Genomic DNA, 25,633 nt, shown 5'->3' on the forward strand with positions numbered 1-25,633 from the left:
TGTGTTACAAAGTTCAGGACAGCGAAGCACTGGGGGACGAGATGACGGAAGCGTTCAGGCTGACCGGCCTGGTGAAGCAGTTCAAGCAGGTTCGCGCGGTCGACGGCGTGTCGGTGACCGTTCGGCGAGGTGAGGTCGTCGCGTTGCTGGGGCCGAACGGCGCGGGCAAGTCGACCACGATCGACATGTTGTTGGGGCTTGCCTCGCCGGACGAGGGGAGCGTGCGGGTGTTCGGCGGTTCGCCCCGGGCGGCGCTCGATTCCGGGCGGCTCGCGGCGATGGTGCAGAACGGGTTCTTGCTGCGGGACGTCACGCCGGCCGAGCTGGTCGAGTTGCATCGGTCGATGTTCGAGAATCCGCTGCCGGCCAAGGAGGTCTACGCGCGGGCCGGGATCGGGGAGTTCGCCAAGCGGCGGTGCGGGAAGTTGTCCGGCGGGCAGCTTCAGCGGGTCCGGTACGCGCTCGCGCTCACCGGTGACCCGGAGCTGTTGGTGCTCGACGAGCCGACGGCGGCGCTGGACGTCGATGCTCGACGCGAATTCTGGGCGTCGATGCACGAGTTCACCGCGGCGGGGCGGACTGTTCTGTTCGCGACGCATTACCTCGCCGAGGCGGAGGACTACGCGGACCGGGTCGTGTTGATGCGGCACGGGAAGGTCGTCGCGGACGGGGCGGTCGACGAGGTGCGCGCGAATGTGTCCGGGCGAGTGATCAGGGCACTCGTACAGGGCGCTCGCCCGGAAGCCCTGGCCGCGCTCGACGGGGTCGCCAGGGCGCGCGTACAGGGCGATCGTACGGAACTGGCCTGCACGGATTCCGACCTGGCGATCCGGGCGCTGATCACGGCGTTTCCCCAGGCCAGCTCGATCGAGATCACCTCCGCGGGCCTGGAGGAAGCGTTCCTCGCCCTCACCTCCGACGAGCCGCAGGGAGCGCTCCGATGAACCTCGTCTACCTCCGCCTGGAGATCCTGCGCATCGTCCGCAGCCCGCAGTTCGCGTTGTTCACCATCGTGGTCCCGCTCGGCATGTTTCTCCTGTTCGGCGGGTTGTTCGGCGACCAGGTCGGGCCGGACGGCATCAAGGCGAGCGTCACCACGATGATCAACATGGGCGCGTACGGCGCGATGAGCGGCGCGTTGTTCACCGGTACCCGCGTCGCGACCGAGCGGACGGACGGCTGGCAGCGGCAATTGCGGCTCACGCCGATGCGCGGGCCCGGCTATCTCGCGGTGAAGATCGCGTCCTCGATGGCGATGGCGTTGCCGGTGGTTCTGGTGATCTTCGTGGCCGGCGCATTGCGCGGGGCACAGCTCACCGCGGCGCAGTGGCTGCTCAGCGGGGTCTCGTTGTGGCTGGGCGCGCTGCCGTTCGCGGTGCTCGGGCTCTTGCTCGGGTTGTTCGGCAAGGGCGACACGGTCGGCGCGATGACCGGCGCGTTGATGCTCCCGCTCGGCGTGTTCGGCGGGTTGTGGATGCCGCTGTCGATCTTGCCGGAATGGATGTCCGCGCTCGCGCACTTCTTCCCCACGTACTGGCTCGGCCGCGTCGGCACGCTCCCGGTGGACCACTCCGGCGGGCTCGGTCTCGCGGTCGGCGTGCTGGCGGCGTGGCTGGTCGTGCCCGCGCTCGTGGTGGTGCGGCGGTTCCGGCTGGGCCCGGTGAAGGTCGCGTGACGTGTTAGCTTCCGTGCTGCATGCGGGGTCAGTACGGGGGAAGGGCGGTCCGGGGTGAACAACGACGCGGGGGACCCCGTCGAGGACGAAGGCGAGCCGCTGTCCGTGGCGGAATCGCTGGAGCTCATCGCCCGGCAGAACGAACGGACGCGCCGGGAGCTGCGAGTCAGCCCGGCGCGTCTGTTCGCCGTCTGGGCCTTCGCCTGGCTGGTCGGCTGGGGGCTCGTCTACCTCTCCGACGAGCGGTCGGCGGCGCTGCTGCCCGGCTGGGTCGCGGGCATCGTCGTCGCGGTGCTCATGGTGGGCGCGATCGTCTACTCCGCTTGGCACGGCAGCAAAGGCGGCCGCGGGATCCGCGGGCCGTCCCGGCGGATCGGCGCGATGTACGGCTGGGCATGGATGATCTCGTTCGCCGGGATGAGCCTGATCGACATCCGGATCACCAAACTCCTCCCCGAGGGCTCGGACCTCGTGCCGCTGCTGTGGTCCGGCACGTCGCTGCTGCTGACCGGCGCGCTCTACCTCGCCGGCGGCACGCTGTGGCAGGACCTGCGGCAGTACTTCCTCGGCGGCTGGATCATCGTGTGCAGCGGGGCGAGCGTCCTGGTCGGCGTGCCGGGCAACTTCCTCGTCCTCTCGCTCGCGGGCGGCGGCGGATTCGCGGTCGCGGCGCTGGTCTATGTGGTGCGGCCTCGTGACTGAGCTGCCGGAGCTCGACCCCGTCATCCACGCCCAGGCGCGGCTGCGCGTCACGGTCGCGCTCGCCGGGCTCCGTCCGGCCGACCAGATCACCTTCCCGCGGCTGCAGCAGTTGCTGGAGATGACCGCGGGCAATCTCTCGACGCATCTGCGCAAGCTCGAGGACGCCGAGTACGTCGAGATCACCAAGGCTTACGAGCACCGCACGCCGGTCACTCTGGTGCGGCTCACGAGCACGGGCCGCGCCGCGTTCGAGACCTACACCAAGGCGTTGCAACGGCTCCTGGACGCTGGAACCTGACATGTCTCGCTGGGTCGTGCACTTGGACCTCGACGCGTTCTACGCCTCCGCCGAGCAGCTCACCCGGCCGACGCTGCGCGGACGCGCGGTGGTGGTCGGCGGCACTGGGCACCGCGGCGTCGTGGCCGGAGCGAGTTACGAATCCCGCGAGTACGGCGTGCGGTCCGCGATGCCGATGTCCCAAGCTCGACGGCTGCTGCCGGCTGGCGGCGTGGTGCTGCCGCCGAGGTTCCGGTTGTACGAAGTCTTGAGCAAGCAGGTTTTCGACGTCGTCGGCGAGGTCGCGCCGGTGCTGGAACGGATTTCCCTCGACGAGGCCTTCGCCGAACCGCCCGCGCTGGCCGGTGCGTCGGTCGAGCAGGTGACCGAATGGGCTGAGGAGTTGCGGGCGCGGATCCGGGAACGGACCGGGCTGACTGCGTCGATCGGCGCGGGGACCGGCAAACAGGTCGCGAAAATCGGCTCGGATCGCGCGAAGCCGGACGGTCTGCTCGTCGTGCCGCCGGGGACCGAACGCGAGTTCTTGGCTCCGCTGCCGGTGCGCGCGTTGTGGGGGATCGGGCCGGTAGCGGAAGCGAAACTGCGCACGATCGGTGTCCTCACGTTGGGCGAGCTGGCGGCGTTGCCGGAGCCGGACGCGGTGTCGACGCTCGGTGGTGTGGTCGGCCGCGACCTGCGGCGGCTGGCGAGCGGGTTCGACGACCGTCCGGTCGCGGAACGGGGCGAAGCCAAGCAGGTGAGCGCGGAGACGACCTTCGACGTCGACGTGGTCGATCTCGTCCGATTGCGTGCTGAGGTAAGGAAAATCGCGGCTGGTGCGCATGCTCGGCTGGTGAAAGCGGGTCGAGTCGCGCGCACGGTGGTGATCAAGCTGCGGCATACCGACATGAGCACGGTGACCCGCTCCGAGACCACCGCGTCGCCCACCGACGACCTCGAACAGCTTGCGGCTACCGCGGAACGGCTGCTGCTCGACCCGCAGGAGTTCGGCGGAGTGCGGCTGGCGGGCGTCGCTTTCAGCGGGCTTTCGGTGCCGCATCAGGACGCGTTGTTCAGCTTGACCGTGCCCGCCGCGACCGAGGAGCCGGTGGTCACTTCGGCGCCGTCGCCGGGCGGGAGCGCGCCGGTGTCGTCGTCGGGATGGCGTCCGGGCGACGACGTGGTGCACGCCGAGCACGGCACGGGCTGGGTGCAGGGCGCGGGGCACGGCCGGGTGACGGTGCGGTTCGAGACGCGCACGTCCGGTCCGGGCGTCGCGCGGACGTTCGACCAGACCGACCCCGCGCTGACTCGCGGCGAGCCCGCTGACTGCCTAGCCTGAGCGTTTCGCCTGGTCACGACCGGGTTGTTAACCCACAAGAGTGATGAGGAAGGATGTGCCGGGCAGTCGGGCAAAGGGGATGATCATGACGAACATGCGCCGCGCCGCCGCCCTCGCCGGGGTCGCGCTGATGCTGACGGCGTGTGGGAGCGAAGCCGCCCCGCAACGGCCCTCGGCCGGACCGTCGTCGTCGGCGGCCGCATCGCCGGACTCGTTCACCGTCGTGGCGACCGGGGATGTGCTGATCCACCCGCGGCTCACCGAGCAGGCCGAGGCGGACGGCGGCGGGAAGATCGACTACCGGCAGCTGTTCGCCGGGGTCAAACCGCTGGTGTCCGGCGCGGATCTGGGGATCTGCCATCTCGAAACGCCGCTCGCGCCGGAAGGCGGGCCGTACAGCGGGTATCCGTCGTTCAGCGCGCCGCCGGAGATCGCGGACGCGTTGAAGGACACCGGGTACGACACCTGTTCCACCGCGTCGAACCACACGCTCGACCAGGGCGCGGCGGGTGTTCAGCGGACGCTGGACAAGCTCGACCAGACCGGGCTGAAGCACACCGGGTCCGCGCGTTCGGCGGAGGAGGCGGGGAAACCGCTGATCCTGGACGTGCACGGGGTGAAGGTCGCGCAGCTGTCGTATTCGTTCGGGTTCAACGGGATCAAGCGGCCGGCCGGGAAACCGTGGCTGGCCAACGAAATCGACCCCGACGAGATCCTTGCCGCGGCGCGCGATGCGAAGGCGGTCGGGGCGGAGGTCGTGATCGCGAGCCTGCATTGGGGCGTCGAATATCAGCACGACGTGACTGCCGAGCAGAAGCAGTTGGCGCAGAAGCTGACGGCGTCGCCGGATCTCGACCTGATCGTCGGACATCACGCGCATGTGGTGCAGCCGTTCCAGAAGGTCGGCGGCAAGTGGGTGGCGTTCGGGCTCGGCAACGAGGTCGCGCGGCACGACGAACCTCGCGGATCCACGGAGGAAGGAGTCGCGGCCCGGTTCAGGTTCAGTCGGGCGGGCGGGAAGTGGACGGTGGACAAGGCCGAGTACGTGCCGACGCTGATCGACCTCGGGCCGCCGATCCGGTTGCGGGACCTGACGACCGCGCCGCCGACGGAGCGTGGGAAGGAAGCACTCGGGAACACCGACCAGGTGGTGCTTTCCCGGGGCGCCGGGGACGACGGGTTGAGCCGACCGGGGCGGTGACGGTTCCGCGGTTTCAGGCGGCCGACGGCTCGGGTGCTTTCCAGAACAACACCAGGCCGCCGGTGATGGTGCCGACCATCACCAGTACGCCCAGCGCGTCGAATCCGGACCAGGTCAGCAGCGCCCCTCCCAGCGCGGCTCCCAAGAGGTATCCGGTTTGAGTAATCGCGGTCCTCGCGGTCATCATCGCGTCTGTTCGAGTCGGTTCCACCTGTGTGCCGATAAAGCTGGCGACGGGGGTGCGAACTCCGCAGAACGCCGACATGACGCAAAACAGGACGGCTAGCAGTGCGGCGGGAAGAGGGAGTAAAAAGAGCGCTCCTCCCGTTATCGACATGCCTGCGGAGGAAGTGATGATGGCGGCTTTCGCGCTCGTTCTGGAGAGAAGGTTCTTGACGCGGCTGGAGATGATGAAGAACATGCTGGCGCCGAGACCCAGGCAGACGCCTGCGAGGGTTTCCGACAGCTGACCTCGTTGGATCAAAAGCGGGCCGACGAAAGTCATGGTGGCCGTCCAGGCGGTGTAGGCGGCCAGTTCGGCGAGAATCCACATTCGAGCTGGCTTCGCGGCCAGCAGTTGCCATACTGTTGATCTTTCGCTCTGGCTTTGCGTCTTGGTTGGGGGCACGTATCGTGCGCACCACATCGCGGTCAGGGCAAATCCTGCTGGCAGCAAGAAGGAAAACCGCCAGCTGAGCGTCTGGGCGAACAGTCCGGAAAGAGGGTTGATCGCTACCCAGGCCAGTGAGTTTGCTGCTGCCACGAGGCCGAGTGTTCGCACGGGGGACTCAGCGGCAGCGGCACCCGAGAACGAGGCGGAAAGAAGAAATGACACCGCCAAACCGACGATGAGATGTGCTAGCCAGAAAATCCACAGCGACGCGGAAAGTCCTACGACGAGGCAAGCAGCAAGCGAGAGCAGTCCGCCTGTTTGAATTGCTCGCCGTACTCCGATCTTGCTCAACCTCGGGCTGAGCCAGAAAGACGAGACAACTGCCGCGACGGCCGCTACCGCGCGAGCTTGGCTCACGGTACCCACGGATGCGTGGAACGATTCGGCTATGCGAACCATTGCTGGCGCCAGCACAACCATGAGAGATTGCGACGCCATCGAGGCAAGCATGAGTCCGGCAATGCGACGCGACTCGCGGTTGGCCACTGGCGAACCCTACCGCAGGCGCCGCCTTATCCGCCGCGTCTCAGCGGCCTGCGGCGGCTCGGCACGAGCTCCGAGTGGCAACCCTGGTGAAAGGGTGTTTGCCCGGATGCTGCGGTTCGCTCCCCTCAGTGGTCCCGGCGGGTGATGAGCTGGGCGATCGCGGTCAGTTCGGCCGTCGCGCGGGCGGCTGGGTGGGCGGCGGTGAGGGCGGTCAACGCGTCGGTGAGCAGTTCGTCTGCTTGAGCGTGGCTCCAGGATCGACCACCGGCTTCGTCGATCAGGGCCGCGGCTTTCGCGAGGCAGTCGTCCGGCAGGGGCTGTCGGTACAGCATTGCCAGTTCCTGTCCGGCTGACGTGCCTGAGGTGAGCGCCGCGACCACGGGGAGGGATTTCTTGCGGCTGCGCAGGTCCGAGTAAACCGGCTTTCCGGTGACTGCTGGGTCGCCCCAGATGCCGAGGAGGTCGTCGACGTGTTGGAAGGCCAGGCCTAGCGATCGGCCGAAACGGCTGAAGCGTTCGACGTGTTCGCCGCGGCCTCCGACTACCAGCACGCCGAGGGTGCAGGCCGCGCTCAGCAGGGCTGCCGTTTTGCCTTGGGCCATTCGGACGCATTCCGCCACTTCGACGTTCGTTCGCTGTTCGAACGCCAGGTCCTCGTGCTGGCCGTGCAGCAGGTCCAGCACCGCGGTGCTCAGCAGGCGGGCAGCGGCTGGGCCGTCCGCGGACAGGACGTCGAAGGCCAGCGCGAGCAGGGAATCTCCGGCCAGCACGGCTTGTCCGGTGCCGAACACGGTCCACGCGGTGGGGCGGTGCCGCCGGGTGCGGTCGCCGTCCATGACGTCGTCGTGCAGCAACGAAAAATTGTGGGCCAGTTCGACGGCCACTGCGGCGGGGATCGCGTCTTCCGGGTCTCCGCCGCAGGCTTCCGCGCACAGCAGCACCAGCGCCGGGCGCAGGGCTTTGCCGCCGGAGGCGCTCGTGGCCGTTCCGGTTTCGTCCCACCAGCCGAGGTGGTAGCCGGCGATCCGGCGCATCGACCCGGGCAGCCGGTCGACCGCCGCCCGCATCGCCGGTTCCCAGCGGCCCCTGCTCCAGTCCAGCACCTCGGCCACGGAGCGGGCCCCGGTGCGCGCGTCCACCGTCGTCATCGTTCTACCGCTTCCGGACGCAGCGCGGCGGCCACAGTGGACAGTGCGGAGGGGCTCGGGACGATCACTGCGAAACCACCTAACGTCGAAAACGCCGGAACACGGCGGAGCGGTGTTTTCCGGGAGAGGAATGCGAATGGTAAGCGGCGCCGCGCATCAACTTAGCAAGAAGGATGACCTCGACAATCACTCGATCGGGTAGGCGCGTTCGATTCACCTGTTTGCCGAAGCTCCTTTTCGGACATTGCCGGTGCTGTTGTCCGGCCGACAACGAGAAGCGCGTCACGGTGGGTCTGCTGCCGTAACCCGGTCGAGTGCGCGCCAGCGGTATCCGAGGCGTTTCCCTTGCCGAGCAAGAGCAATCGAGGGAACGCGTACCCGGCCCGCTGCTCCGATCCGGCGAACCGCGCGGGCGGTGGACGGCCACCCGGCTGAATCGCGGGTGGCGCCGTTGTCCGTTCCGGAATCGGCTGGATAGCGTCGGCCAGCGTATTCACCCGCGCGAAAGAAACCGGATGAACGTCTACGTGACCGGGGTGTTCTGGGTCGTCGGCGCGGCGATCGCGGCGGCGGTGATCGGCTATCTCGTCCGGCGCTTCGGCTGGGACGAGGGCCGCCGCGACAACAACGACGCCGCGGGCCAGGTGTTCACCATCGTCGGCGGGCTGCACGCGGTGCTGGTCGCGTTCGTGCTGATCTCGCTCTTCGACGCCGTCACGGCCACGCGCGAGGGTTCCTACACCGAGGCGGAGGGCCTGGTCGCCGCCACGTGGTCGGCCGAGGCGCTGCCCGGCGACACCGGCGAGCAGGTGCGGCGCCTGGCCATCGCGTACGCGACGACAGTGTCGAAGCAGGAGTGGCCCCGGCTCATCGACAACGGACCAGTCCCGGACACCGGCTGGACGCAGCTCGACCAGATGCGCCGCGTCGTCGCCAACGCGCAAGCCAGCGACGACTGGACGAACGACCGGAAGAAAGACGCCGCCGCCCAGCTCTGGCAGGTCTACCAGGCCCGGCAGACCCGGCTCACCGGCGCGGAAACCGACGGCGTCGGCTCGGTCATGTGGTTCGCGCTCATCCTCGGCAGCGTCATCTCGATCCTGCTGCCCAACCTCTTCGGCGGCACGCGGATGGCCGCGCACCTGGTGATCGTGTCGACGCTGGCCGGCACGATCGTGCTGTTGTTGTACGCGATCTTCCAGCTGCAGAATCCTTACGCCGGCGGCGCGAACGTGCATCCGGACGCGTTCACCTCGGCGATCTCGCGGCTCGGCTGACCGGTGCGAGGTTCCCGGTACCTGACTGTGGTGGCCGCCGCGGCCGCGGTCGCCGGGCTGCTCGTCGCGTCGGGGTGGCTCGCTCCGGCTCGCCAGCGCGCGGCCGCGGCGTCCTGCCGGGTGCTTCAGGTCGAAAGCCGCGACGGGCAGTCGTCCGACATCGTGCGGTTGACCTTGCCCTCCGGTGCGCGACATCTGTTGCACCACAGTCCCTTCGCGCTGAATGCCATTGCGTATTCGTCGGCGCAGGACGTGACGTACGGCGTCGCCGACGGGCGCTTCCGCGACGGCTGGCACGCGATGCGGATCGACTCCGGCGGCGAGTTGACCGACCTCGGCGGGGTCGGCCGCGACACGCACCACGGAGTATGGAGCTGGGTGACTGGCGCGACGGCCGGGGCGATGTCCGGCAACTCCTGGTACGTGAAGCGGGCGACCAGTCTGTACACAGTGGACGTCGACCCGCACAGTTCCGGTTATCTCACCGCGACTGGGCCGGTGTTGCTGCATCCGTGGTGGCTCGCGTCCGGAGTGGACGATTTCGCGTACAACTCCGAAGACGGCCTGCTGTATGGGGTTTCGTCCACGGGCGAGGGCGCGGTGGTCACGGTGAATCCGGTGACCGGGAAGGTCGCGAAGGTGCCGGGGGAGCGGTTTCCGGAGGCGACTTACGGTTCGGTCGTGTTCGGGCCGGACCGCAAGCTTTACGCGACCGCGAACTGGGTCGACGGGCGGAGTGTCACTTACCGGCTGGACGGCGGTTCCGCGGTCGAGGTGAGCACTGGGCCGCCGATGGTCATGTCCGACGGGGCCGGGTGTTTGGCGGAACCCCCGCCTCCGCCACCCCCGCCACCCCCGCCACCCCCGCCGCCTCCGTCGTCCTCGGCCCCGCCGACGACCTCGTCCCCGCCGACGCCACCGCCATCCCCGACGTCGTCTCCGTCCCCGACGCCATCGACCTCGGCGAGCCCCACACCGTCGTCCACCCCACCGTCCTCATCGTCACCGCCACCCATCACGCCGAATCCGGTCACCCCCACCCCGTCCCGGCAACCGCCGGACGCGATCATCCCGCCCATCCCGATGCCGCAGCCCCCAGCGCCGTCGCGCGCCGCCCCGGTGAAGGCCATCCCGAAACTGCCCGAGAAACGCGCGGCGAGAGCACACGACAACGTCAAGAAGCAGCGCCGCTGGGGCATCACCGCGGTCCTGCTGATCGTCGGAGGAGGTGCGGTAGCGGCTCGAGCACGGCGCGCTCGTTAACGCGGCAGTCGTCTCGATGACGGACGCTGTCCAACTCGGCCGTCAAGACTCCCCCAGGCGTCGAAACGACGCCAGAGGAGGAGAAAGCCGAATGAAAAGCGTGAAGATCGGGTTGGTCGCGCTGGTGCTGCCGCTGGCCGCCGCGGGCCCGGCCGAGGCCAAGGGCCGTCCGGACGACCATTACCGGGTGCGGGCCGGGCACACGCTGCAGGTGCGCGGCGACGCGCAGCGCGACGGTGCGGTGGTGCGGCATACCGATCCCGGGCACGGCGCGCTGACCATCGGCCCGGACGGGTCGTTCCGCTACACGCCCGCTGCAGGGTTCACCGGACGCGACACGTTCACCTACACCGTGAGCGACGCGGTCCGGCTGTACCCGACGGACTTACCGCCGCTCGGCACTGTCGGCGGCGTCAAGATCACCGGCGGCGGGTACGGGTCCGCGCTCACCCCGGTGCCGGGTTCGCGGGACGAGTTCTACGGGCTCACCGACCGCGGGCCGAACGTCGACGCGCCGGACGGGTCCAAAGTGGAGCCGCTGCCGTCGTTCACGCCCGCCATCGGCAAGTTCCGGCTCAAGGGCGGGAAAGCTGTGCTGGAGCGGAACATTCCGCTGCGCGCGGCCGACGGATCGCCCTACAACGGCCAGGTCAACACCCTGGCGAACACCGGCGAGACCATCGTGGACCGCAACGGCGCGAAACTGCCCGCGTCGCCGAACGGTTACGACTCCGAAGGGCTCGTCGCGCAACGCGACGGGACGTTCTGGGTGTCGGACGAGTACGGCCCGTTCATCACGCACTTCCGCGCGGACGGCCGGGCGATCGAGCGGCTCTCGCCGTTCGACGGGTCGCTGCCGAAGGAACTCAAGAACCGCGTGCCGAACAAAGGCATGGAGGGGCTCGCGCTCACTCCGGACGGCTGGACGCTCGTCGGCATCATGCAGTCCGCGCTGCAACAGCCGGATCTCACGAAGAAGCCCAGCAAGGTTCCCGCGCTGCGAATCGTGACGGTCGATCTGAAGACCCGCGCCACGCACGAGTACGCCTACCTGCTCGACAACCCGGACGAGACCGGCACCGCGGTCTCCGAGATCACCGCGCTGTCGGCGACCCGGTTTCTCGTGGACGAGCGCGACGGCAAGGCCGAGCCCGGCGCGTACAAGAGGCTGTTCGAGATCGACCTGAGCAAGGCGACCGACCTTGGACCCGCGGCGAAGGTGCCGGGCGCGACCTACGACGCGGCGAAGGGCGGCCTGCTCGTCGACGGCGGCAAGAGCATCGAGGCGTACGTCGGCAAGGCCACTACCGCGGAGGCTCAGGATGCGCTGGCGAAGGTCGGGGTGACGCCCGCGGCGAAGAAGCTGTTCCTCGACGTCGGCGGCCTGGTGACCGGGCTCGACCCGAGCGGCGGTTTCTTCGGGCACGACAAGGTCGAAGGCGTCGCGACGACCGACGGCGGCCGCACCGTGGTGATCAGCAACGACAGCGACTTCGGCATCGACGGCGTCGCGAACTCGGCGGCTCCCTACACCCTGCACGCCAAGACGCAGCCGAACGGTCGTCAGGACGACGGCGAGTACCTGAAGGTGGACATGACGAAGCTGCCGGCGCGGACGCGCACGTTGACCGTGACCATTGACGTGCGCTGAGGACCGTCAGTACTTGAACTGATCTACGTTGTTCTGCGTGATCAGCAGGGGATCGCCGAGCAGGACCGTCTGGGTGGCCGCGTCGTAGCGCACCGCGGGGAGCTCCGGGCTCACGTTGTTCTTGGGCCGGAGCGGGGCGCCGGTCGCGAGCTGCTCGGCGGTCCAGGCGGTGAGGTAGCCGAGGGATTCGACGTTCCACAGCACCGTCATGGAGCAGGAACCGTCGACCAGGTACGGCTTCATCGTCTGCGGCGTGCCCGTGCCGACGGTGAAGACCTGGCCGATCTTCTGCTGATCACGCACCGCTCGCGCGATTCCGGGCGTCGCCGTGGTGCATTGGCCGATCATGCCGGTGAGCTTCGGATGCCGGTTGAGGATCTCCTTCGCCAGCTTCGTGGCGGTGGTGGTGTCCTCGTCGGCATACACCGTCTCGACCAGCTTCGCCTGCGGATAGCGTTGCGCCGCATACGTTTTCTCGGCTTCGATCCAGGAGTTGAGGTTCGCCGCGGCGCGCCCGCACGAGACGATGGCGTACTCGCCGGTGCCGCCGGTTTTCTTCATCAGCGAGTCGACCAGCGCCGAACCGATGCCCTCGGCCGTCGTCTGGTTCACGAAGACCTCGCGCTGGGACCCGGCGGCGTCGGTGTCGGTGGTGAGCACGTGAATGCCCTTCGCCCGCGCCTCCGCGATCGTCGGGGCCAGCTGCGCCGGATCGTTCGGGGCGACCGCGATGACGTCCACGCGTTCGGCGATGAGCTGGCGCAGGATCGCCGTCTGCGCGGCCGGATCGACCGACGCCGGGGCACGCAGGAGCCACTTCGCGCCGAGCCGGTTGGCGGCCGCCATGCCGCCGGCGTTCATCGCGTCGAAGTACGGGATGCCGCCGATTTTCGGCACGAAGGCGATTTTCGCCTGCTCCGGGGGCGAGTCCGACAGAACTGGCGAGCAACTGGCCGCCATCGCCGCCGCGGTCGCCGCACCCAGCACGAGCGTTTTGGTCCGCCCTCGCATCCCCCACCGTTCCCCGGCTATGTGACCTGGCAGCCGAAGGTAGGGCCAGTGACGGCAGGGGGTCAACCGAACGCGACCAAACGGTTACGCAAGCGAGTTCAACCGCCGGACGGCGCAGCCTCGCCTCCGCCCGTCGGCTGGTTGGCGCGGCAGTGGCGGGCGACAGTCATCACATCGGGCGACCTTGCGTTCTTGATACCCCCAAGGGGTATAGTCGCCAGCATGAACGAACACCAGCACGGAGCGTCTTGGTCCACCGCCGCCCAGGCGACGCTGCACTGCCTCACCGGTTGTGCCATCGGCGAAGTGCTCGGCATGGTTCTCGGCACCGCGCTCGGCCTGCACAACGCGGCCACTGTGGTGCTGTCCATCGTGCTGGCGTTCGTCTTCGGCTACGCCCTCACCATGCGCGGCGTGCTCAAGTCGGGCCTCGCGCTCGGTGCCGCCTTCAAGGTCGCGCTCGCCGCCGACACGGTGTCGATCGCGGTCATGGAGGTCATCGACAACACCGTGGTCGTGGCGATCCCGGGCGCGATGGACGCGGGATTGTCGAGCGGCTTGTTCTGGCTGTCGCTGGCGTTGTCGCTCGCGATCGCTTTCGTGGTCACGGTTCCGGTCAACAAGTGGATGATCGGCCGCGGTCGCGGGCACGCCGTCGTGCATGCCCACCACCAGCACTGAGCCTCAGCAGGACGGCACGGCCGCGTCGGCTCGGAGGTAGGCCCCGGACACGTAGTGCCCGGGGCCGATCCGGTTCCAGCGCGTGGTTCCGTCCACCGGATCGCCTTGTACGGAACACTCGATCGGCACCTGCGCGGAGTCGGCGGCCAAGCCGGCCGATGGCGCGTCGTTGCTCGCGGACGTGTGCACGACCAGCGGGGCGCCGCCGGTCACCACGCCGGTGGCCGGAGCGCTGCCGGTCCACAGGAAAGTGACGTCCACGTAGCTGCTGCCTTTGAGGCCGAGACCGTCCCAGAACGTGCCGTCGGCCAGGTCGAGACCGGCTGGATTGCGCACGGTGCGGCCGCGTTCGTCCTTGCCGCCGTTGAACCCGTCTTGGTACGCCGCTTGCGCTTCCGGCACGCCTTGCGGCAACGAACCGAACGTCGCGCGCCGGTCGGCGGGGTTCCAGTAATCGTCGTGTTCGTTCCACGGCCCGACATCCCACACCGGCGCGTACTCGCAGTGGGTGCCGTCGGTGCGGCAGACCCGGACGGTGAAGGTCCCTCTTCCCTTCGAGGACACCGTTTTCGTGGACGGGAGCGCGACGAAATGGTCCCGTTCCGTGATCCGGTGCCCGCTCGAAGTGGTGCCGCCGACGAGCCCTTCGCGGGTCGCGTAGAGGCGGTAGGTCAGCGGTCTTTCCAGCGCTCTCCTGCCGTGCTTGGGTTTGGCGCCAGCGGGAGTCGGAGTCGACAAAGCGATAACCGCCACCGCGAGAAGGACGTGACCAGCCGCTTTCCTGGTGTTCATCTGCGCATCGTGGCCCGGCGCGCGGGTTTGGCCGCGCAACCGGGCCCGCGCGTCAGGCGGACACGATCCGGTGCGGTCCGGTCTTGCGGGGCTGGTCGTCGACCGGGGTGCCGGCGGACAGCTCGCGGCGGATGGCCCGGGCGCGTTCGGCGTAGCTGCGGGACCGTTCCGGCTGGCTGAGCGCGGAGTGGAGTTCGCCGAGGAGCTGGGACACCTCGGCCTCGGACCGGCGGTCTCCGTTGCGGCGGTGCACGCTCAGCGAGTTCACCAGCAGCAGTTGCGCGTGCGCGAGATCGCCGCTGTACAGGCACAGTGCGCCCAGGTTCTGGTTCGCGTAGCCGACACAGTGGTCGTCGCCGAGATCGGTGAACACGGCGATGGCGCGCGTGACGTGTTCGCGGGCTTCGGCGAGATTGCCCTCGCGCTGGTTCAGGAGCCCGAGTCGTTGCAGCGCATGGGCTTCCCGGTGCCGGTCGCCGATTTCGCAGGACAGCTCGAGCGCGTCGGTGTACCAGCGGCGCGCGGTCGCGTAGCACTTGCGCGCGACCCAGATCGACCCGATCGCGATCCGGATCACCGCTTCGCCGTGCGGATCGCCCGCCTCGCCGAACAGCCGGAGCGCTTCGTGGCACGGTTCGAGCGCGCGGTCGGTTTTGCCTTGCATCCGCAGCACGGTGCCGAGACCGGCGTACGCCTCGCCGAGTCCTTGCTGGTCGCCGATCCGTTGGTACAGCTCGCGTGCTGCCTCGAAGGCGACCATCGCGTCCGCGTCGTTGTCTTGGTACAGCAGGACTTGGCCGAGGTTGCGCTGGACAACCGCCTCGCCGCGGATCGCGCCCGCCCGGCGCGCCGCTTCCAGCGCGATCAGGTGGGTGGCGTGCCAGTCGTCTTGGTGGCCGCGGAGGTCGAAGTACGGCGTGAGCGCCACGGTGAGCCGCCAGGTCAGGTCGTCGAACCCGCGTTCGGCGGCAAGCGCGACGGCGGCGACGCAGGTGGCGCGTTCGGCGGCGAACCAGGCGGCGGGGTCGGTCAGCAGACGGTCGGCTTCCGGCGGCAGGGGCAGGTCGGTGTCGTCGTGGTACTGGCCGAAGAAATGGATCGGCATGCGTTCGGCGGCTTCTACTGCCAGCGCCAGGTATCCCTCGAGCACGCGGCCGATCGCGGCGCGGGTTTCGCCGGGCTCGGCCAGTTCCGCGGCGTAGACGCGCAGGAGGTCGTGCAGGCGGTAGCGCGGTTGTCCCGCGACGTCGGTGGCGACTAGCTCCACCAGGTGGGCGTCGACGAGCACGTCGAGGACGTCGTCCGCGGACGGGCGGCCCAGGACCGCGGCGACTGCCCAGGCGGGGAATTGCACCGGGCCCAGCGCGCCCAGCCGACGGAAGGCCGCGGCGGCGGACATCGGCAGGAGGTCGTAGCTCAGAGTTACGCTCGCCCGGACGGCCAGATCGCCGACGCGCAGCTCGTCCAGGCGGCGGTGTTCGTCGTGGAGGCGGTCGGCGAGGATGCGCAAAGACCAGGTGGGCCGGTGGGTGAGTTTGGCGCCGGCTACCCGGATCGCCAGGGGCAGATGTCCGCATTGGCGCAGGATCGCCGCGGCGTCTTCGGGTTCGGCGGCTACTCGTTCGTGGCCGACGATGCCTTCCAGCAGCCGCGCGGCTTCCGGCTCGGGCAGGAGATCGACGTCCACCGGCATCGCGCCGGCGAGGTCGGGCAGGCGGATCCGGCTGGTGACCAGCACGGCGGACGCGCCCGCGCCGGGGAGCAGCGGGCGTACCTGGGCGGCGCTGCCCGCGTCGTCGAGGACGATGCACATCCGGCGGCCGGCGAGCTGGGAACGCAGGAGCGCGGAGCGTTCGGCGAGGTCCCGGGGAAGGCCGGAATCGGGGATGCCCAGGGCGCGCAGGAGTTCGGCAAGGACGCTCATGGGCGAGCGCGGCGACGACGAGGTCCCGGCCAGGTCCACATGCAACTGTCCGTCCGGGAAAACGGTGCGGACGGCGTGCGCTACCCGTACGGCGATTGAGGATTTGCCGATGCCGGGTGCGCCGGAGAGGACGACGATCGTGGGGCGTTCCGCTTCGGCGTGGTGGCGGAGTTTCGCGACCAGGTGCTCGATGACTTCGACGCGGCCGGTGAAATCGGGCAGATCCAAGGGGAGTTGGCAGATCGGCGGGATTTTGGCGCAGGGGACTTCGAGGGTGGTGCGGAGTTCGCGGAGTGCGGCGCCGGGGCTCGCGGACAGTTCGTCGGCGAGGGTTTGTTCGACCAGTTCGTACGCTTCCGCGGCTTCGGTGGTGCGGCCCGAGTCGCGCAGGGCGGTGATGAGGTGGTGCCAGAGTTCTTCGCGCAGCGGGTGTTCGGTGACGAGGGCGCGGAGTTCGGCGATCACTTCGTTGTGGCGGCCCAGATCCAGGCGGGCGCGCAGGCGTTGTTCCTGCACTGCCAGGCGCAGTTCGTCCAGTCGCGCGACAGTGGGTCCCCAGGTGGGGTCGTGGGGGAGGCCTTCCAGTACTTCGCCGCGCCAGAGGGAGTGGGCTTGGTCCAGCAGGGCCAGTGCGGTTTCCGGGTCGTCTTGGGATTCCCAGGCTTGGGTGGCGAGGCGGGTGAAGACGAGGTGGTCGAGTTCGTCTTCTTCGACGGTGAGGAGGTAGCCCGACGCTCGGCTGGTGATGCGGTCGGCGAGGTCGGGGGAGGTTTCCGCCAGGCGTCTGCGCAGAGAGTGGACGTAGGTGCGGATGTTGGCGGCCGCGGAGCGGGGGGCGGTGGTCGGCCAGAGGACTTCGACCAGGGCTTCGGTGGACACGACGATGTTGGGCTGGAGGGCAAGCGCGGCCAGCAGCAGACGGGGCTTCGGGCCGCCCAGCGGTACGGCCCGGCCCTCGGCGATGACCTCCAGCGGCCCCAGGATCCGGAAGGTCAGCGAAATCAATTTACCCGCCTTGGCGGCAAGGTCCCCATGGTCGGCATGCTAGGAGCGTTTGGGGCGGTTGCCTAGATCCACTGGGGGAGGAATACCCCATATGGGGTGATATCGGGGGTGGATGTTGCTTGGTGTTCGGCTGGGGTGGGGTGAATTGTTTTCATGTGCGGGCCGCGGGCGGCTCGTCGCCTGGCGGCGACATTGCGCCCGTCTTGGTTGCGTGGGGCACCCCGAAGCTTGATTGTGCTGACGGTCTGGGGGTGCTTGTCAAGGCGGGAAAGATGCCTTGACAAGCACCCCCAGGCCGCAGATGGGCTTCGTATCGGGGTGCGGGGGAGGGGCTGGGTGCCTCGCTCGTTGGGTGCACCGGTGCGGGTTTGGTGGGGGTGGGGGCCTGCGCCCCAATGTGGCATTGGGTGCATGGGACGCACCCAATGTGGCGTTCGGTGCGTGGGATGCACCCAATGCGGCATTGGGTGCATCGCGGGTGGGGGTGGGCTGGTGGTGGGTCGTGAGGGTTCCCCTCACGGAATCAGAGTCAATGTGGGTGGCCCTCATGGCGACTTGGGCAATGCGCTCGGCAGATGGGTGAGGTTCTGGTGTTGCTGAATGGGATTGTGCGACCTTCGTAGGTGGTGTTGCTGGCCGTCTAGTGCTGGGAGGGGGTTGTGGGGGAACGGGCATTCTTCTGATTTCTGGACATTCCGCTGTGGACAGTGCGGATGAAACGGACTTTGGTCGCAGTTGTCCCTTTGGTCGCGATGAGGGGAGCAGATAACGGTTCCGCACCGGGGAGCCGGATGCTTCCCTGGCGGGCCGGGCAGTCCTAATCTCGTTCCGGCGGCAGGCGGGGGTCGAGGGGCCGCGCAACACGAGGGAGTTGCTGTGCGTAGAAGCGTCACCATGTTTCTTTCGCTTGCGGTGGTGGGCGGTTTAGCCGCTTCGCCCGCCGTGGCGTCGGCTCAGGGGCGGGCGGACATTCCGCAATCGCACCCGGTTTGGGCCAATCCGCAGTCCAAGGTGGCCGACACGGCCGGGTCGTCCACTATGGACTTTCGGGTTTACTTGAACCTCAAGGACCAGGGCGCGGCCGAGGCCGCCGCGCAGTCGGTGTCCGATCCGAACAGTCGCAACTACCGGCACTACCTGTCGCCGGACCAGGTGCGGGACCGGTTCGCGGCTACCGACCAGACCGTGTCCGCCGTGAAGAACTGGCTGTCCGCAAGCGGATTCGGCATCGGCGAGGTGCCGTCCAACCGGGCGTACGTCGAGGCGACCGGTACCGCCGATCAGGTGCAGCGCGCGTTCGCCGTCACCCTGGGCAAGTACCAGGTCAAGGGGCAGACGTTGCGGGCGGCGGACAAGGACCTGTCCGTCCCGGCTTCGCTGGCGAACGACGTGCTCGGCGTCGTCGGCGTCGACCAGGCGACGAACCTCTTCAAGCCGGACCACACCGACGGTGCGGACCCGACCGCGAAGAAGCAGTCCCGGGCGCAGGCCAGCCCGTCGACCGCGCCGCCCAGCAACGGGTTCCGCAATTCTGGTCCGTGCAGCGCCTACTACGGCGAGAAGACCGACACGACCGACCCGGCGTACAACGGCAAGCAGCTTCCGTACGCGCCGTGCGGCTACACGCCCGCGCAGTTGCGTTCGGCCTACGGGCTGGACCAGGTCGCGAAGTTCGGTGCGGACGGCCGCGGCACCACGATCGCCATCGTGGACGCCTTCGCGTCGCCGACGATCTACGCCGACGCCTCGGAGTACGCCAAGCGCAACGACCCGGCGCACCCGCTTACCCAGCAGCAGTTCAAGCAGCACATCTTCCCGCCGAACCCGGTGCTCGAGCCGCCGGACCAGTGCGACGCTTCCGGCTGGTACGGCGAGGAAACCCTGGACGTCGAGGCCGCGCACGGGCTCGCGCCGGGCGCGAACATCCTGTACGTCGGCGGGCAGGACTGCGAGGACCTCTCGCTCGACACCGCGCTGAACTACGTCGTCGCGGGCCACAAGGCCGACATCATCTCCAACTCCTACGGCGACACCGGCGAGGACATCCCGGCCGCTGAGGTCAAGGTGTTCAACCGCATCTCGCTGCAGGCGGTGCTCGAGGGCATCGGCGTGTACTTCTCCTCCGGCGACAACGGCGACGAGGTCGCGCGCCTCGGCACGCCGTCGCCGGACTTCTCCGCCTCGGCTCCGTGGGTGACCGCGGTCGGCGGCACCTCGCTGGCGGTCGGCAAGGACGGCAAGCGGATCTTCGAAACCGGCTGGGAGACCGGCAAGTCGACGCTGACCAACGGCACGTACACCCCGGCGTTCCCGGGCGCGTTCAACGGCGGCGCGGGCGGCGGCACCAGCCGGCTGTTCGGCCAGCCCTTCTACCAGAAGGGAATCGTGCCGGACGCGCTGTCCACGAAGAACCAGACCGGCGGCGCGAAGGGCCGGGTCGTCCCGGACATCTCCGCGATCGCCGACCCCAACACCGGCTTCCTGGTCGGCCAGACGCAGACCTTCCCGGACGGCGTCTACTACGACCAGTACCGGATCGGCGGCACGAGCCTCGCGTCGCCGGTGTTCGCGGGCGTGATGGCGGTGGCCGACAGCCTCGACCACTACCACCACGGGTTCATCAACCCGGTGCTGTACCAGCTGACGTCGCGCACGTCGGCGATCCACGACGTGCAGCACGTCGACGGCGCGGTGCAGCGCGTGGACTTCGCCAACGGGGTCGACGCCACGGAGGGGCTGAAGACCTCCGCCCGGGTGCTCGACTACCCGAATCTGACGATCCACACGACCAAGGGCTACGACGACGTGACGGGCCTCGGCTCGCCCAACGGAGTGGCGTTCCTGTTGCTGGTGTGACCGAGGGGTGAAGGAAGGGCCTGCCGGGATTCCCTGGCAGGCCCTTCCTTGCGTTCACGGCACGCGGACCGGCGGATGCCGCAGCGCGCGGACCGCGGGCGAGCGCAGCGGGGACACCGCGGCGACAGCGATGACGATCCCGCCGACCAGCACCACCTGCGGCGCGCCGAACGCCGCCCCGAGCGGTCCGGCCAGCAGTTCGCCGAGGGGGATGCCCGCGTAGGAACCGAAATCGTCGAAGGCGGCCATCCGCGACAGCAGATGCCCGGGGATGTTCTCCTGCATCGTCGTGTCCCAGGCGACGCCCATGACACCCGCGCAGAACCCGGCGATGAAGGTGGACCCCGCCAGCACCGCGAAACCCGCGTGCAGGCCGAGCGCGATCAGCGGCAGCACGGTCAGGGCGGCACTCGCGAGCCCCAGCGGCAGCAGCCGGCGCGGCGCGAGCCGGTACATCACCAGGCCCGACAGCAGTGCGCCCACCGCGCGCACGCTCAGCACCACGCCCCAGCCGGCCGCGCCGATCGTGTCCTGCGCGATCCCCGGCCCGAGCACCAGCCAGCCGCCGGTGAACACGATGTTGTAGACGGTGAAGGCGCTGACCACCCGCCACAGCCACGGGATCCGCCAGAACTGCCGCCAGCCGGTTCGCACACTGTGCAAGACGCTGTCCGGCTCGGAGTGCTCCGCCGGGGGCAGCGTGATCGCCTGGTAGAGCAAGGCGGCGAGCACGAACGACACCCCGTCGGCGGCGATCGCCCAGCCGCCGCCGACCGTGCCGACCAGGACCCCGGCGACGGCCGGACCGGCCACCTTGGTGAGGTTCCGCCCGGTGGCCAGCAGCGAGTTCGCCTGGCGCAGCGATTCCGCCGGGACGATCTGCGGCACGATCCCGCGCAGCACCGGCGTGGTGAACGCGGTGCAGACCCCGCCGAGGAACTCGGTGCCGGCGAGGGCGGCCAGCGAGTAATTGCCGGTGAGCAGGATGGCCGCGGCGACCAGCTGCGCCACGCCCGCGCCGAGGTTCGACAGCCGCAGCACGCGGTTGCGCGGGAACCGGTCGCCGACCGCGCCGCCGACGAGCAGGAACGCGAGCCGCGGCACGATCCCGGCGGCGAGCACGACGCCGAGGTCGGTCGGGCTGCGGCTGCTGCCCAGCACCGCGAACGCCAGCGCGACCGGGGTCATGGCGCTGCCCAGCAGCGAGACCAGTCGTCCGGTGTAGAAAACGGCGAATGCGCGATGGCGCAGCGGAGTGCGCGGTCTTTCCCCCACCCCGCGATCTTGGCGAGAACGGGTCGGGAACGCCACAGAGTATTGGCGCGGCTGGGTACTCCGGTTCAGACTCACGGGTCAGCCGGGAGAAAGGGCACGAAATGAGCGGGATCGACGCCGAGGTCTTCGGGGGCCGAATGCCGTCTGGAGCAGGGGATTTCGCGATCGAAACGCACGGAATCACCCCGATCCCGCACGCGAACCGGTTCGGGCGGCCGTGGCGGCTCGCGGGCGTGTGGTTCGCCCCGAACCTCACCATGACCGCCGTCTTCACCGGCACCCTCGGCGCGACGCTCGGCCTCGGTTTCACCACCGGGTTCGTCATCGCGCTGATCGGCACCGTGCTCGGTTCGCTGCCGGTCGCGTGGCTGTCCACCTGGGGTCCGCGCACCGGAACCGGCCAGCTGCCGCTCGCGCGACTCCCCTTCGGCCGCGGCGTCGTGCTGCCCGGCCTGGTGCAATGGCTCGGCTCGATCGCGTGGGACGCGCTGGTCGGGCTGTTCGGCGGCGAGGCGCTGGCGCAGCTGACCGGGCTGCCGTTCTGGGCGGCGGTGCTGGTGGTGCTGGTGTTGCAGTGCACGCTCGGCGTGTTCGGTTACGCGGTGATCCACCGGGTCCAGGCCGTGATGAGTGTGGTGCTGGTTGTCGCATTTGTCGCGCTCGCGGTAAAGGTGGTGCTTGATCACCCGATCACGTTCGTCGATTCCGCGACCGGCGGCGATTTCGCCGGAGCCGTCGTGCTGTTTTCCACCATTACGCTCAGCCTCGCAATTTCGTGGGCTCCTTATGCGTCGGATTTCAGCCGTTACCTGCCCGCCACGACCCGGTCGAGCGGCGTCTTTTGGTACACGCTGCTCGGACTGACCGCGTCGTACGCGATCGGCGAGGGCATCGGTCTCGCCCTCGGCACGGCATTGGGCGACCAGACCGCCGCCGGGGTGTCGACGCTGCTCGGCGGCGGCGTGCTGGGTGCGGTGGCGCTGCTGGTGATCGCGCTGGCGGCGGTGTCGTCCAACGCGATGAACGACTACAGCGGCTCGCTCGCGTTGCAGACTGTCGGCGTGCGGGTGCGTCGTCCGGTGTCCGCGGTGGTCGTGACGGTGCTGGCGTTCGCGTTGATCCTCTGGATGCACAGCGGCGATCTGGCGGCGAAATTCCAGAACGTGCTGCTGGTGGTGAGTTACTGGATCCCGCCGTTCCTCGGTGTCGTCGTGCCGGACTGGCTGCGGCGCACCCGTCGCGGCCGCGAGGTCGACGTGCTGGCTGAGCTGCGCCGACCGGTTCGCAGCTGGGCCGCGCTGGTGGCGTTCGTGGTGGGCTTCGCGGCGGCGGTGCCGTTCATGAACACGACTGTCTACACCGGACCGGTCGCCGCGGCGCTGCACGGGGCGGATCTGGCCTACTACGCCGGGTTCGTGGTTTCGCTTGTGGCGTATCTGGCGCTGCGCGGCCGCCGACCGGTTGACCTCCAGTAAGGTAGAGGTCGCACGCTGGCAGGTGCCTACTTCTGGAGGGACCATGCCAGTAGCTGTTGTCACCGGCGCTTCCGCCGGTCTGGGCCGGGCGCTCGCCTCGGCTCTCGTCCGTCGCGATTGGACAGTGCTGGGCACCGGACGCGACCCGGGGACGCTGCGCGCGGCCGCCGCGGACCTCGGGTTCACCCCGGTGCCCGGCGACGTCACCGATCCCGTGCATCGCGCCCAGCTCGCCGAAGCCGCCGGACCCCGGCTCGATCTGCTCGTCAACAACGCCAGCACGCTCGGCGTCAGCCCGCTGCCGCCGCTGGCCGAGTACCCGCCGGACGAGCTGGAAACTGTCTTCCGCACCAACGTTTTCGCGCCGCTCGCGCTCGCCCGGCTGCTGTTGCCCGCGCTCGCCGCGGCAAAGGGAGTGCTGGTGAACATCAGCTCCGACGCCGCCGTGGAGGCGTACGAGGGCTGGGGCGGCTACGGTTCGGCGAAGGCCGCGTTGGACCACGTGAGCGCGGTGCTGGGCGTGGAAAACCCGGACATCGCGGTGTATGCCGTCGACCCCGGGGATCTGCGCACCGCCATGCACCAGGCCGCATTCCCCGGCGAGGACATCTCGGACCGGCCGCTGCCGGAGACCGCGGTACCGGCTTTCCTGCGGCTGCTGGAGGAACGTCCGGCGAGCGGCCGCTTCCGGGCAGCGGATCTGCAGGTGCAGTCATGACCGCACCGCGCACCCGGTTCGACCTGGCCGCGGACCGCAGCGCGTCCGCGCCGCCCGAAGCGCGCGGCCTCGCCCGGGACGAAGTGCGGCTGCTCGCTGCCGGTCCGGAAGGCGTGCAGCATGCCGTTTTCCGTGATCTGGCAGCGTTCTTGAATCCCGGCGATCTGTTGCTAGTCAACACTTCCGGCACGCTGGCCGCCGCGGTCGACGCCGTCAGGGACGACCACGTCATCACCGTCCATTTCTCCACTGAGCTGGATGACGGCACCTGGGTGGTCGAGCTTCGCGCTCCCGGCGGCCCGCTCCTCGACGGACGCGCGGGGGAGCGGCTCAGGCTGCCCGCCGGTGCCGTCGTCACGTTGCGCGAGCCGCACGTCGCCGGGGCGCAACGGTTGTGGCGCGCGAAGATCGAAGTAGAAGGCGAGGTCCCGCGGTATCTCGCGAAGGTCGGGCGGCCGATCCGCTACGGCTATGTCCCGCGCGCGTGGCCGTTGCCGAATTATCAGACTGTGTTCGCGCTCGATCCGGGTTCGGCGGAGATGCCGAGCGCGGCACGGCCGTTCACTGCGGAATTGGTCACACAACTCGTCTCGCGCGGTGTGCTGTTCGCACCGATCTTGTTGCACACCGGCGTCTCGTCGCCGGAAGCCGGGGAACCGCCGTACGGTGAGCGATTTCGCGTTCCGGCCACGACTGCGGCGTTGGTCAATTGGGTGCGTGACCAGGGTGGACGCGTTATCGCAGTAGGGACAACGGCGGTGCGCGCGATCGAATCCGCCGCGAATCCCGGGGGACTCGTCACCGCGGCTGCGGGCTGGACCGAACTGGTTCTCGGCCCGGACCGGCCGGCGCGTGCCGTCGACGGTTTGCTCACCGGGCTGCACACGCCCGAGGCTTCCCACCTGCTGCTTCTCGAAGCGGTAGTGGGGCCGGAGCTGGTGCAGCGGGCTTACGACGCGGCGGTGCGGCGGGAGTATCTGTGGCACGAGTTCGGCGATGTCTCGCTCCTGGCAAGCAGGTGAGGCCCAGGCCTGTCAAGTAATCCCGCACAATTTCCCGGGATGCGGATGCATATGCAGTCTCGCGGGTGAACGTGTCATTCTCGCCCCGTTCCGCTGACCGCGAAAGGGCCATTTGTGCGTACATTTCCGCGAACCCGATTGCTCGCTTCCGCACTCGCCGCTGTGACGGTGCTCGGGGCGCTCGCCGGGTGTTCCCGCGCGGACCGCACCGAGGCCGCGACCAACCAGGGCGCCGCCGGGGAGGTGCGCGTCGGCTTCTTCCCGAACGTGACGCACACGCCCGCGCTGATCGGGGTCAAGAAGAACTTCTTCGCGCAGAACCTCGGCGGCACCAAGCTCACGACACAGACGTTCAACGCCGGTCCGTCCGAAGTGAACGCGCTGCTCGGCGGTTCGCTCGACGTCGCGTTCATCGGCTCCGGGCCGGCGATCAACGCCTTCACCAAGTCCAAGGGCGCGATCCAGCTGGTGTCCGGCGCGGTCACCGGCGGCGCGCAGCTGGTGGTCAAGCCCGGGATCACCTCGGTCGACCAGCTCAAGGGCAAGACGATCGCGACGCCGCAGCTGGCCAACACCCAGGACGTCGCGCTCAAGAAGTTCCTCGCCGAGAAGCACCTGACCGGTCAGGTCAACGTGACCAACCTGGACAACCCGAAGACGCTCGACGCGTTCCGCAAGGGCGAGGTCGACGGCGGCTGGCTGCCCGAACCGTGGTCGTCGCGGCTGATCGCCGACGCGGGCGCGAAGGTGCTGGTCGACGAGAAGTCGCTGTGGCCGCAAGGCCGGTTCCCGACGACCGTCGCGATCGTGCGCAGCGAATTCCTCAAGCAGCACCCGGACACCGTGCGCGCGCTGCTGAAGGGCGAGCTGCAGGCGATCGACTGGGCGAAGAAGAACCCGGCCGAGGCGAAGACCGTGGTCAACGGGGCGCTCAAGGAGCTGTCCGGCAGCTCGCTCAGCCCGGCCGTGCTCGACCGCGCGTTCGCGAACATCGAACTGACCACCGACCCGGTGCCCGCGCAGTTCCCGCAGCTGGCGAAGGACTCGGTGACCGCGGGCGTGGTCGACCAGGTGGTGGACCTCAAGGGGTTCGCCGACTTCGGCCCGCTCAACGAGGTCCTCAAGGCACAGCAGCTGCCCGCCGTCAACGCGCCCGAACTGGCCAAGTGACGTCCCGAC

General features: G+C 69.1%; 21 protein-coding genes. 15 read left to right on the forward strand and 6 right to left on the reverse strand.

The window, feature by feature from the left end:
- The first annotated feature begins 41 nt into the window (after window positions 1-41).
- From EIZ45_RS13960 to EIZ45_RS13985, 6 genes are all read left to right on the forward strand, one after another.
- A complete protein-coding gene (locus EIZ45_RS13960) occupies window positions 42-944 on the forward strand; it encodes an ABC transporter ATP-binding protein (protein WP_134663233.1) in 903 nt (300 codons plus the stop codon).
- Window positions 941-1,675, forward strand: a complete 735-nt coding sequence (locus EIZ45_RS13965) for an ABC transporter permease (protein ID WP_134663232.1) — start codon at window positions 941-943, stop codon at window positions 1,673-1,675. The genes EIZ45_RS13960 and EIZ45_RS13965 overlap by 4 nt, the downstream gene beginning before the upstream one ends.
- 54 nt (window positions 1,676-1,729) lie before the next feature.
- Window positions 1,730-2,377, forward strand: coding sequence for a hypothetical protein (locus EIZ45_RS13970; protein WP_037811976.1), 648 nt, complete (start codon window positions 1,730-1,732; stop codon window positions 2,375-2,377).
- Window positions 2,370-2,675, forward strand: a complete 306-nt coding sequence (locus EIZ45_RS13975; protein WP_037811975.1) for a transcriptional regulator — start codon at window positions 2,370-2,372, stop codon at window positions 2,673-2,675. Before EIZ45_RS13970 ends, EIZ45_RS13975 begins: the two co-directional genes overlap by 8 nt.
- Window position 2,676: 1 nt before the next feature.
- Window positions 2,677-3,996 carry a DNA polymerase IV gene (locus EIZ45_RS13980; RefSeq protein ID WP_134663231.1) on the forward strand — a complete coding sequence of 440 codons (1,320 nt, stop codon included), beginning with the start codon at window positions 2,677-2,679 and terminating at the stop codon, window positions 3,994-3,996.
- Between the two features lie 79 nt (window positions 3,997-4,075).
- Window positions 4,076-5,197, forward strand: coding sequence for a CapA family protein (locus EIZ45_RS13985; RefSeq protein WP_370318138.1), 1,122 nt, complete (start codon window positions 4,076-4,078; stop codon window positions 5,195-5,197).
- A gap of 13 nt (window positions 5,198-5,210) precedes the next feature.
- Here the strand turns inward: EIZ45_RS13985 and EIZ45_RS13990 are convergent, their stop codons facing one another.
- Together EIZ45_RS13990 and EIZ45_RS13995 are read right to left on the reverse strand one after the other, a co-directional pair.
- Window positions 5,211-6,356, reverse strand: a complete 1,146-nt coding sequence (locus tag EIZ45_RS13990) for an MFS transporter (RefSeq protein WP_134663229.1) — start codon at window positions 6,354-6,356, stop codon at window positions 5,211-5,213.
- A 125-nt stretch (window positions 6,357-6,481) separates the two neighbouring features.
- Window positions 6,482-7,504: a family 2 encapsulin nanocompartment cargo protein polyprenyl transferase gene (locus tag EIZ45_RS13995; RefSeq protein ID WP_134663228.1), complete on the reverse strand. Its 1,023-nt coding sequence runs from the start codon at window positions 7,502-7,504 to the stop codon at window positions 6,482-6,484.
- 515 nt (window positions 7,505-8,019) lie between these two features.
- Between EIZ45_RS13995 and EIZ45_RS14000 the strand changes: the two genes are divergently transcribed.
- The 3 genes from EIZ45_RS14000 (at window position 8,020) to EIZ45_RS14010 (ending at window position 11,695) form a co-directional block, all read left to right on the forward strand.
- Complete coding sequence (locus EIZ45_RS14000; RefSeq protein WP_134663227.1) at window positions 8,020-8,781, forward strand: DUF4239 domain-containing protein; 762 nt, start codon at window positions 8,020-8,022, stop codon at window positions 8,779-8,781.
- Between the two features lie 3 nt (window positions 8,782-8,784).
- Window positions 8,785-10,044 (forward strand): hypothetical protein, encoded by a 1,260-nt coding sequence (locus EIZ45_RS47370; protein WP_134663226.1) that lies wholly within the window; start codon window positions 8,785-8,787, stop codon window positions 10,042-10,044.
- Between the two features lie 91 nt (window positions 10,045-10,135).
- Window positions 10,136-11,695, forward strand: a complete 1,560-nt coding sequence (locus EIZ45_RS14010) for an esterase-like activity of phytase family protein (protein ID WP_134663225.1) — start codon at window positions 10,136-10,138, stop codon at window positions 11,693-11,695.
- A 6-nt stretch (window positions 11,696-11,701) separates the two neighbouring features.
- Here EIZ45_RS14010 and EIZ45_RS14015 read toward each other — a convergent pair whose 3' ends face one another.
- Window positions 11,702-12,706 (reverse strand): autoinducer 2 ABC transporter substrate-binding protein, encoded by a 1,005-nt coding sequence (locus tag EIZ45_RS14015; RefSeq protein WP_134663224.1) that lies wholly within the window; start codon window positions 12,704-12,706, stop codon window positions 11,702-11,704.
- Window positions 12,707-12,928: 222 nt separating this feature from the next.
- On the opposite strand from EIZ45_RS14015, the gene EIZ45_RS14020 reads away from it, so the two are divergent.
- A complete protein-coding gene (locus EIZ45_RS14020) occupies window positions 12,929-13,387 on the forward strand; it encodes a DUF4396 domain-containing protein (RefSeq protein ID WP_037811965.1) in 459 nt (152 codons plus the stop codon).
- Window positions 13,388-13,390: 3 nt separating this feature from the next.
- Here the strand turns inward: EIZ45_RS14020 and EIZ45_RS14025 are convergent, their stop codons facing one another.
- Both EIZ45_RS14025 and EIZ45_RS14030 read right to left on the reverse strand, forming a co-directional pair.
- Complete coding sequence (locus EIZ45_RS14025; protein WP_240690642.1) at window positions 13,391-14,179, reverse strand: hypothetical protein; 789 nt, start codon at window positions 14,177-14,179, stop codon at window positions 13,391-13,393.
- Window positions 14,180-14,231: 52 nt separating this feature from the next.
- Window positions 14,232-17,108, reverse strand: coding sequence for a BTAD domain-containing putative transcriptional regulator (locus tag EIZ45_RS14030; protein ID WP_134663222.1), 2,877 nt, complete (start codon window positions 17,106-17,108; stop codon window positions 14,232-14,234).
- A gap of 894 nt (window positions 17,109-18,002) precedes the next feature.
- Here EIZ45_RS14030 and EIZ45_RS14035 point away from each other — a divergent pair.
- On the forward strand, window positions 18,003-19,964 hold the full coding sequence (locus tag EIZ45_RS14035; RefSeq protein ID WP_240690641.1) for a protease pro-enzyme activation domain-containing protein: 1,962 nt from the start codon (window positions 18,003-18,005) through the stop codon (window positions 19,962-19,964).
- 54 nt (window positions 19,965-20,018) lie between these two features.
- On the opposite strand, the gene EIZ45_RS14040 is transcribed toward EIZ45_RS14035, so the two are convergent.
- Window positions 20,019-21,239 (reverse strand): MFS transporter, encoded by a 1,221-nt coding sequence (locus EIZ45_RS14040; RefSeq protein ID WP_134663220.1) that lies wholly within the window; start codon window positions 21,237-21,239, stop codon window positions 20,019-20,021.
- Between the two features lie 101 nt (window positions 21,240-21,340).
- Here EIZ45_RS14040 and EIZ45_RS14045 point away from each other — a divergent pair, with 101 nt between their 5' ends.
- The 4 genes from EIZ45_RS14045 to EIZ45_RS14060 all read left to right on the forward strand — a co-directional run bounded on the left by EIZ45_RS14045 (window position 21,341) and on the right by EIZ45_RS14060 (window position 25,624).
- Window positions 21,341-22,714, forward strand: a complete 1,374-nt coding sequence (locus tag EIZ45_RS14045) for a cytosine permease (RefSeq protein WP_134663219.1) — start codon at window positions 21,341-21,343, stop codon at window positions 22,712-22,714.
- Window positions 22,715-22,757: 43 nt separating this feature from the next.
- Window positions 22,758-23,432 (forward strand): SDR family oxidoreductase, encoded by a 675-nt coding sequence (locus tag EIZ45_RS14050; RefSeq protein WP_134663218.1) that lies wholly within the window; start codon window positions 22,758-22,760, stop codon window positions 23,430-23,432.
- On the forward strand, window positions 23,429-24,454 hold the full coding sequence (locus EIZ45_RS14055; protein WP_134663217.1) for an S-adenosylmethionine:tRNA ribosyltransferase-isomerase: 1,026 nt from the start codon (window positions 23,429-23,431) through the stop codon (window positions 24,452-24,454). The genes EIZ45_RS14050 and EIZ45_RS14055 overlap by 4 nt, the downstream gene beginning before the upstream one ends.
- Window positions 24,455-24,568: 114 nt before the next feature.
- Window positions 24,569-25,624, forward strand: a complete 1,056-nt coding sequence (locus tag EIZ45_RS14060; protein ID WP_134663216.1) for an ABC transporter substrate-binding protein — start codon at window positions 24,569-24,571, stop codon at window positions 25,622-25,624.
- The last annotated feature ends 9 nt before the right edge of the window (window positions 25,625-25,633 follow it).

It is taken from the genome of Amycolatopsis sp. CFH S0740, assembly GCF_004522315.1.
Classification (GTDB): domain Bacteria; phylum Actinomycetota; class Actinomycetes; order Mycobacteriales; family Pseudonocardiaceae; genus Amycolatopsis; species Amycolatopsis nivea.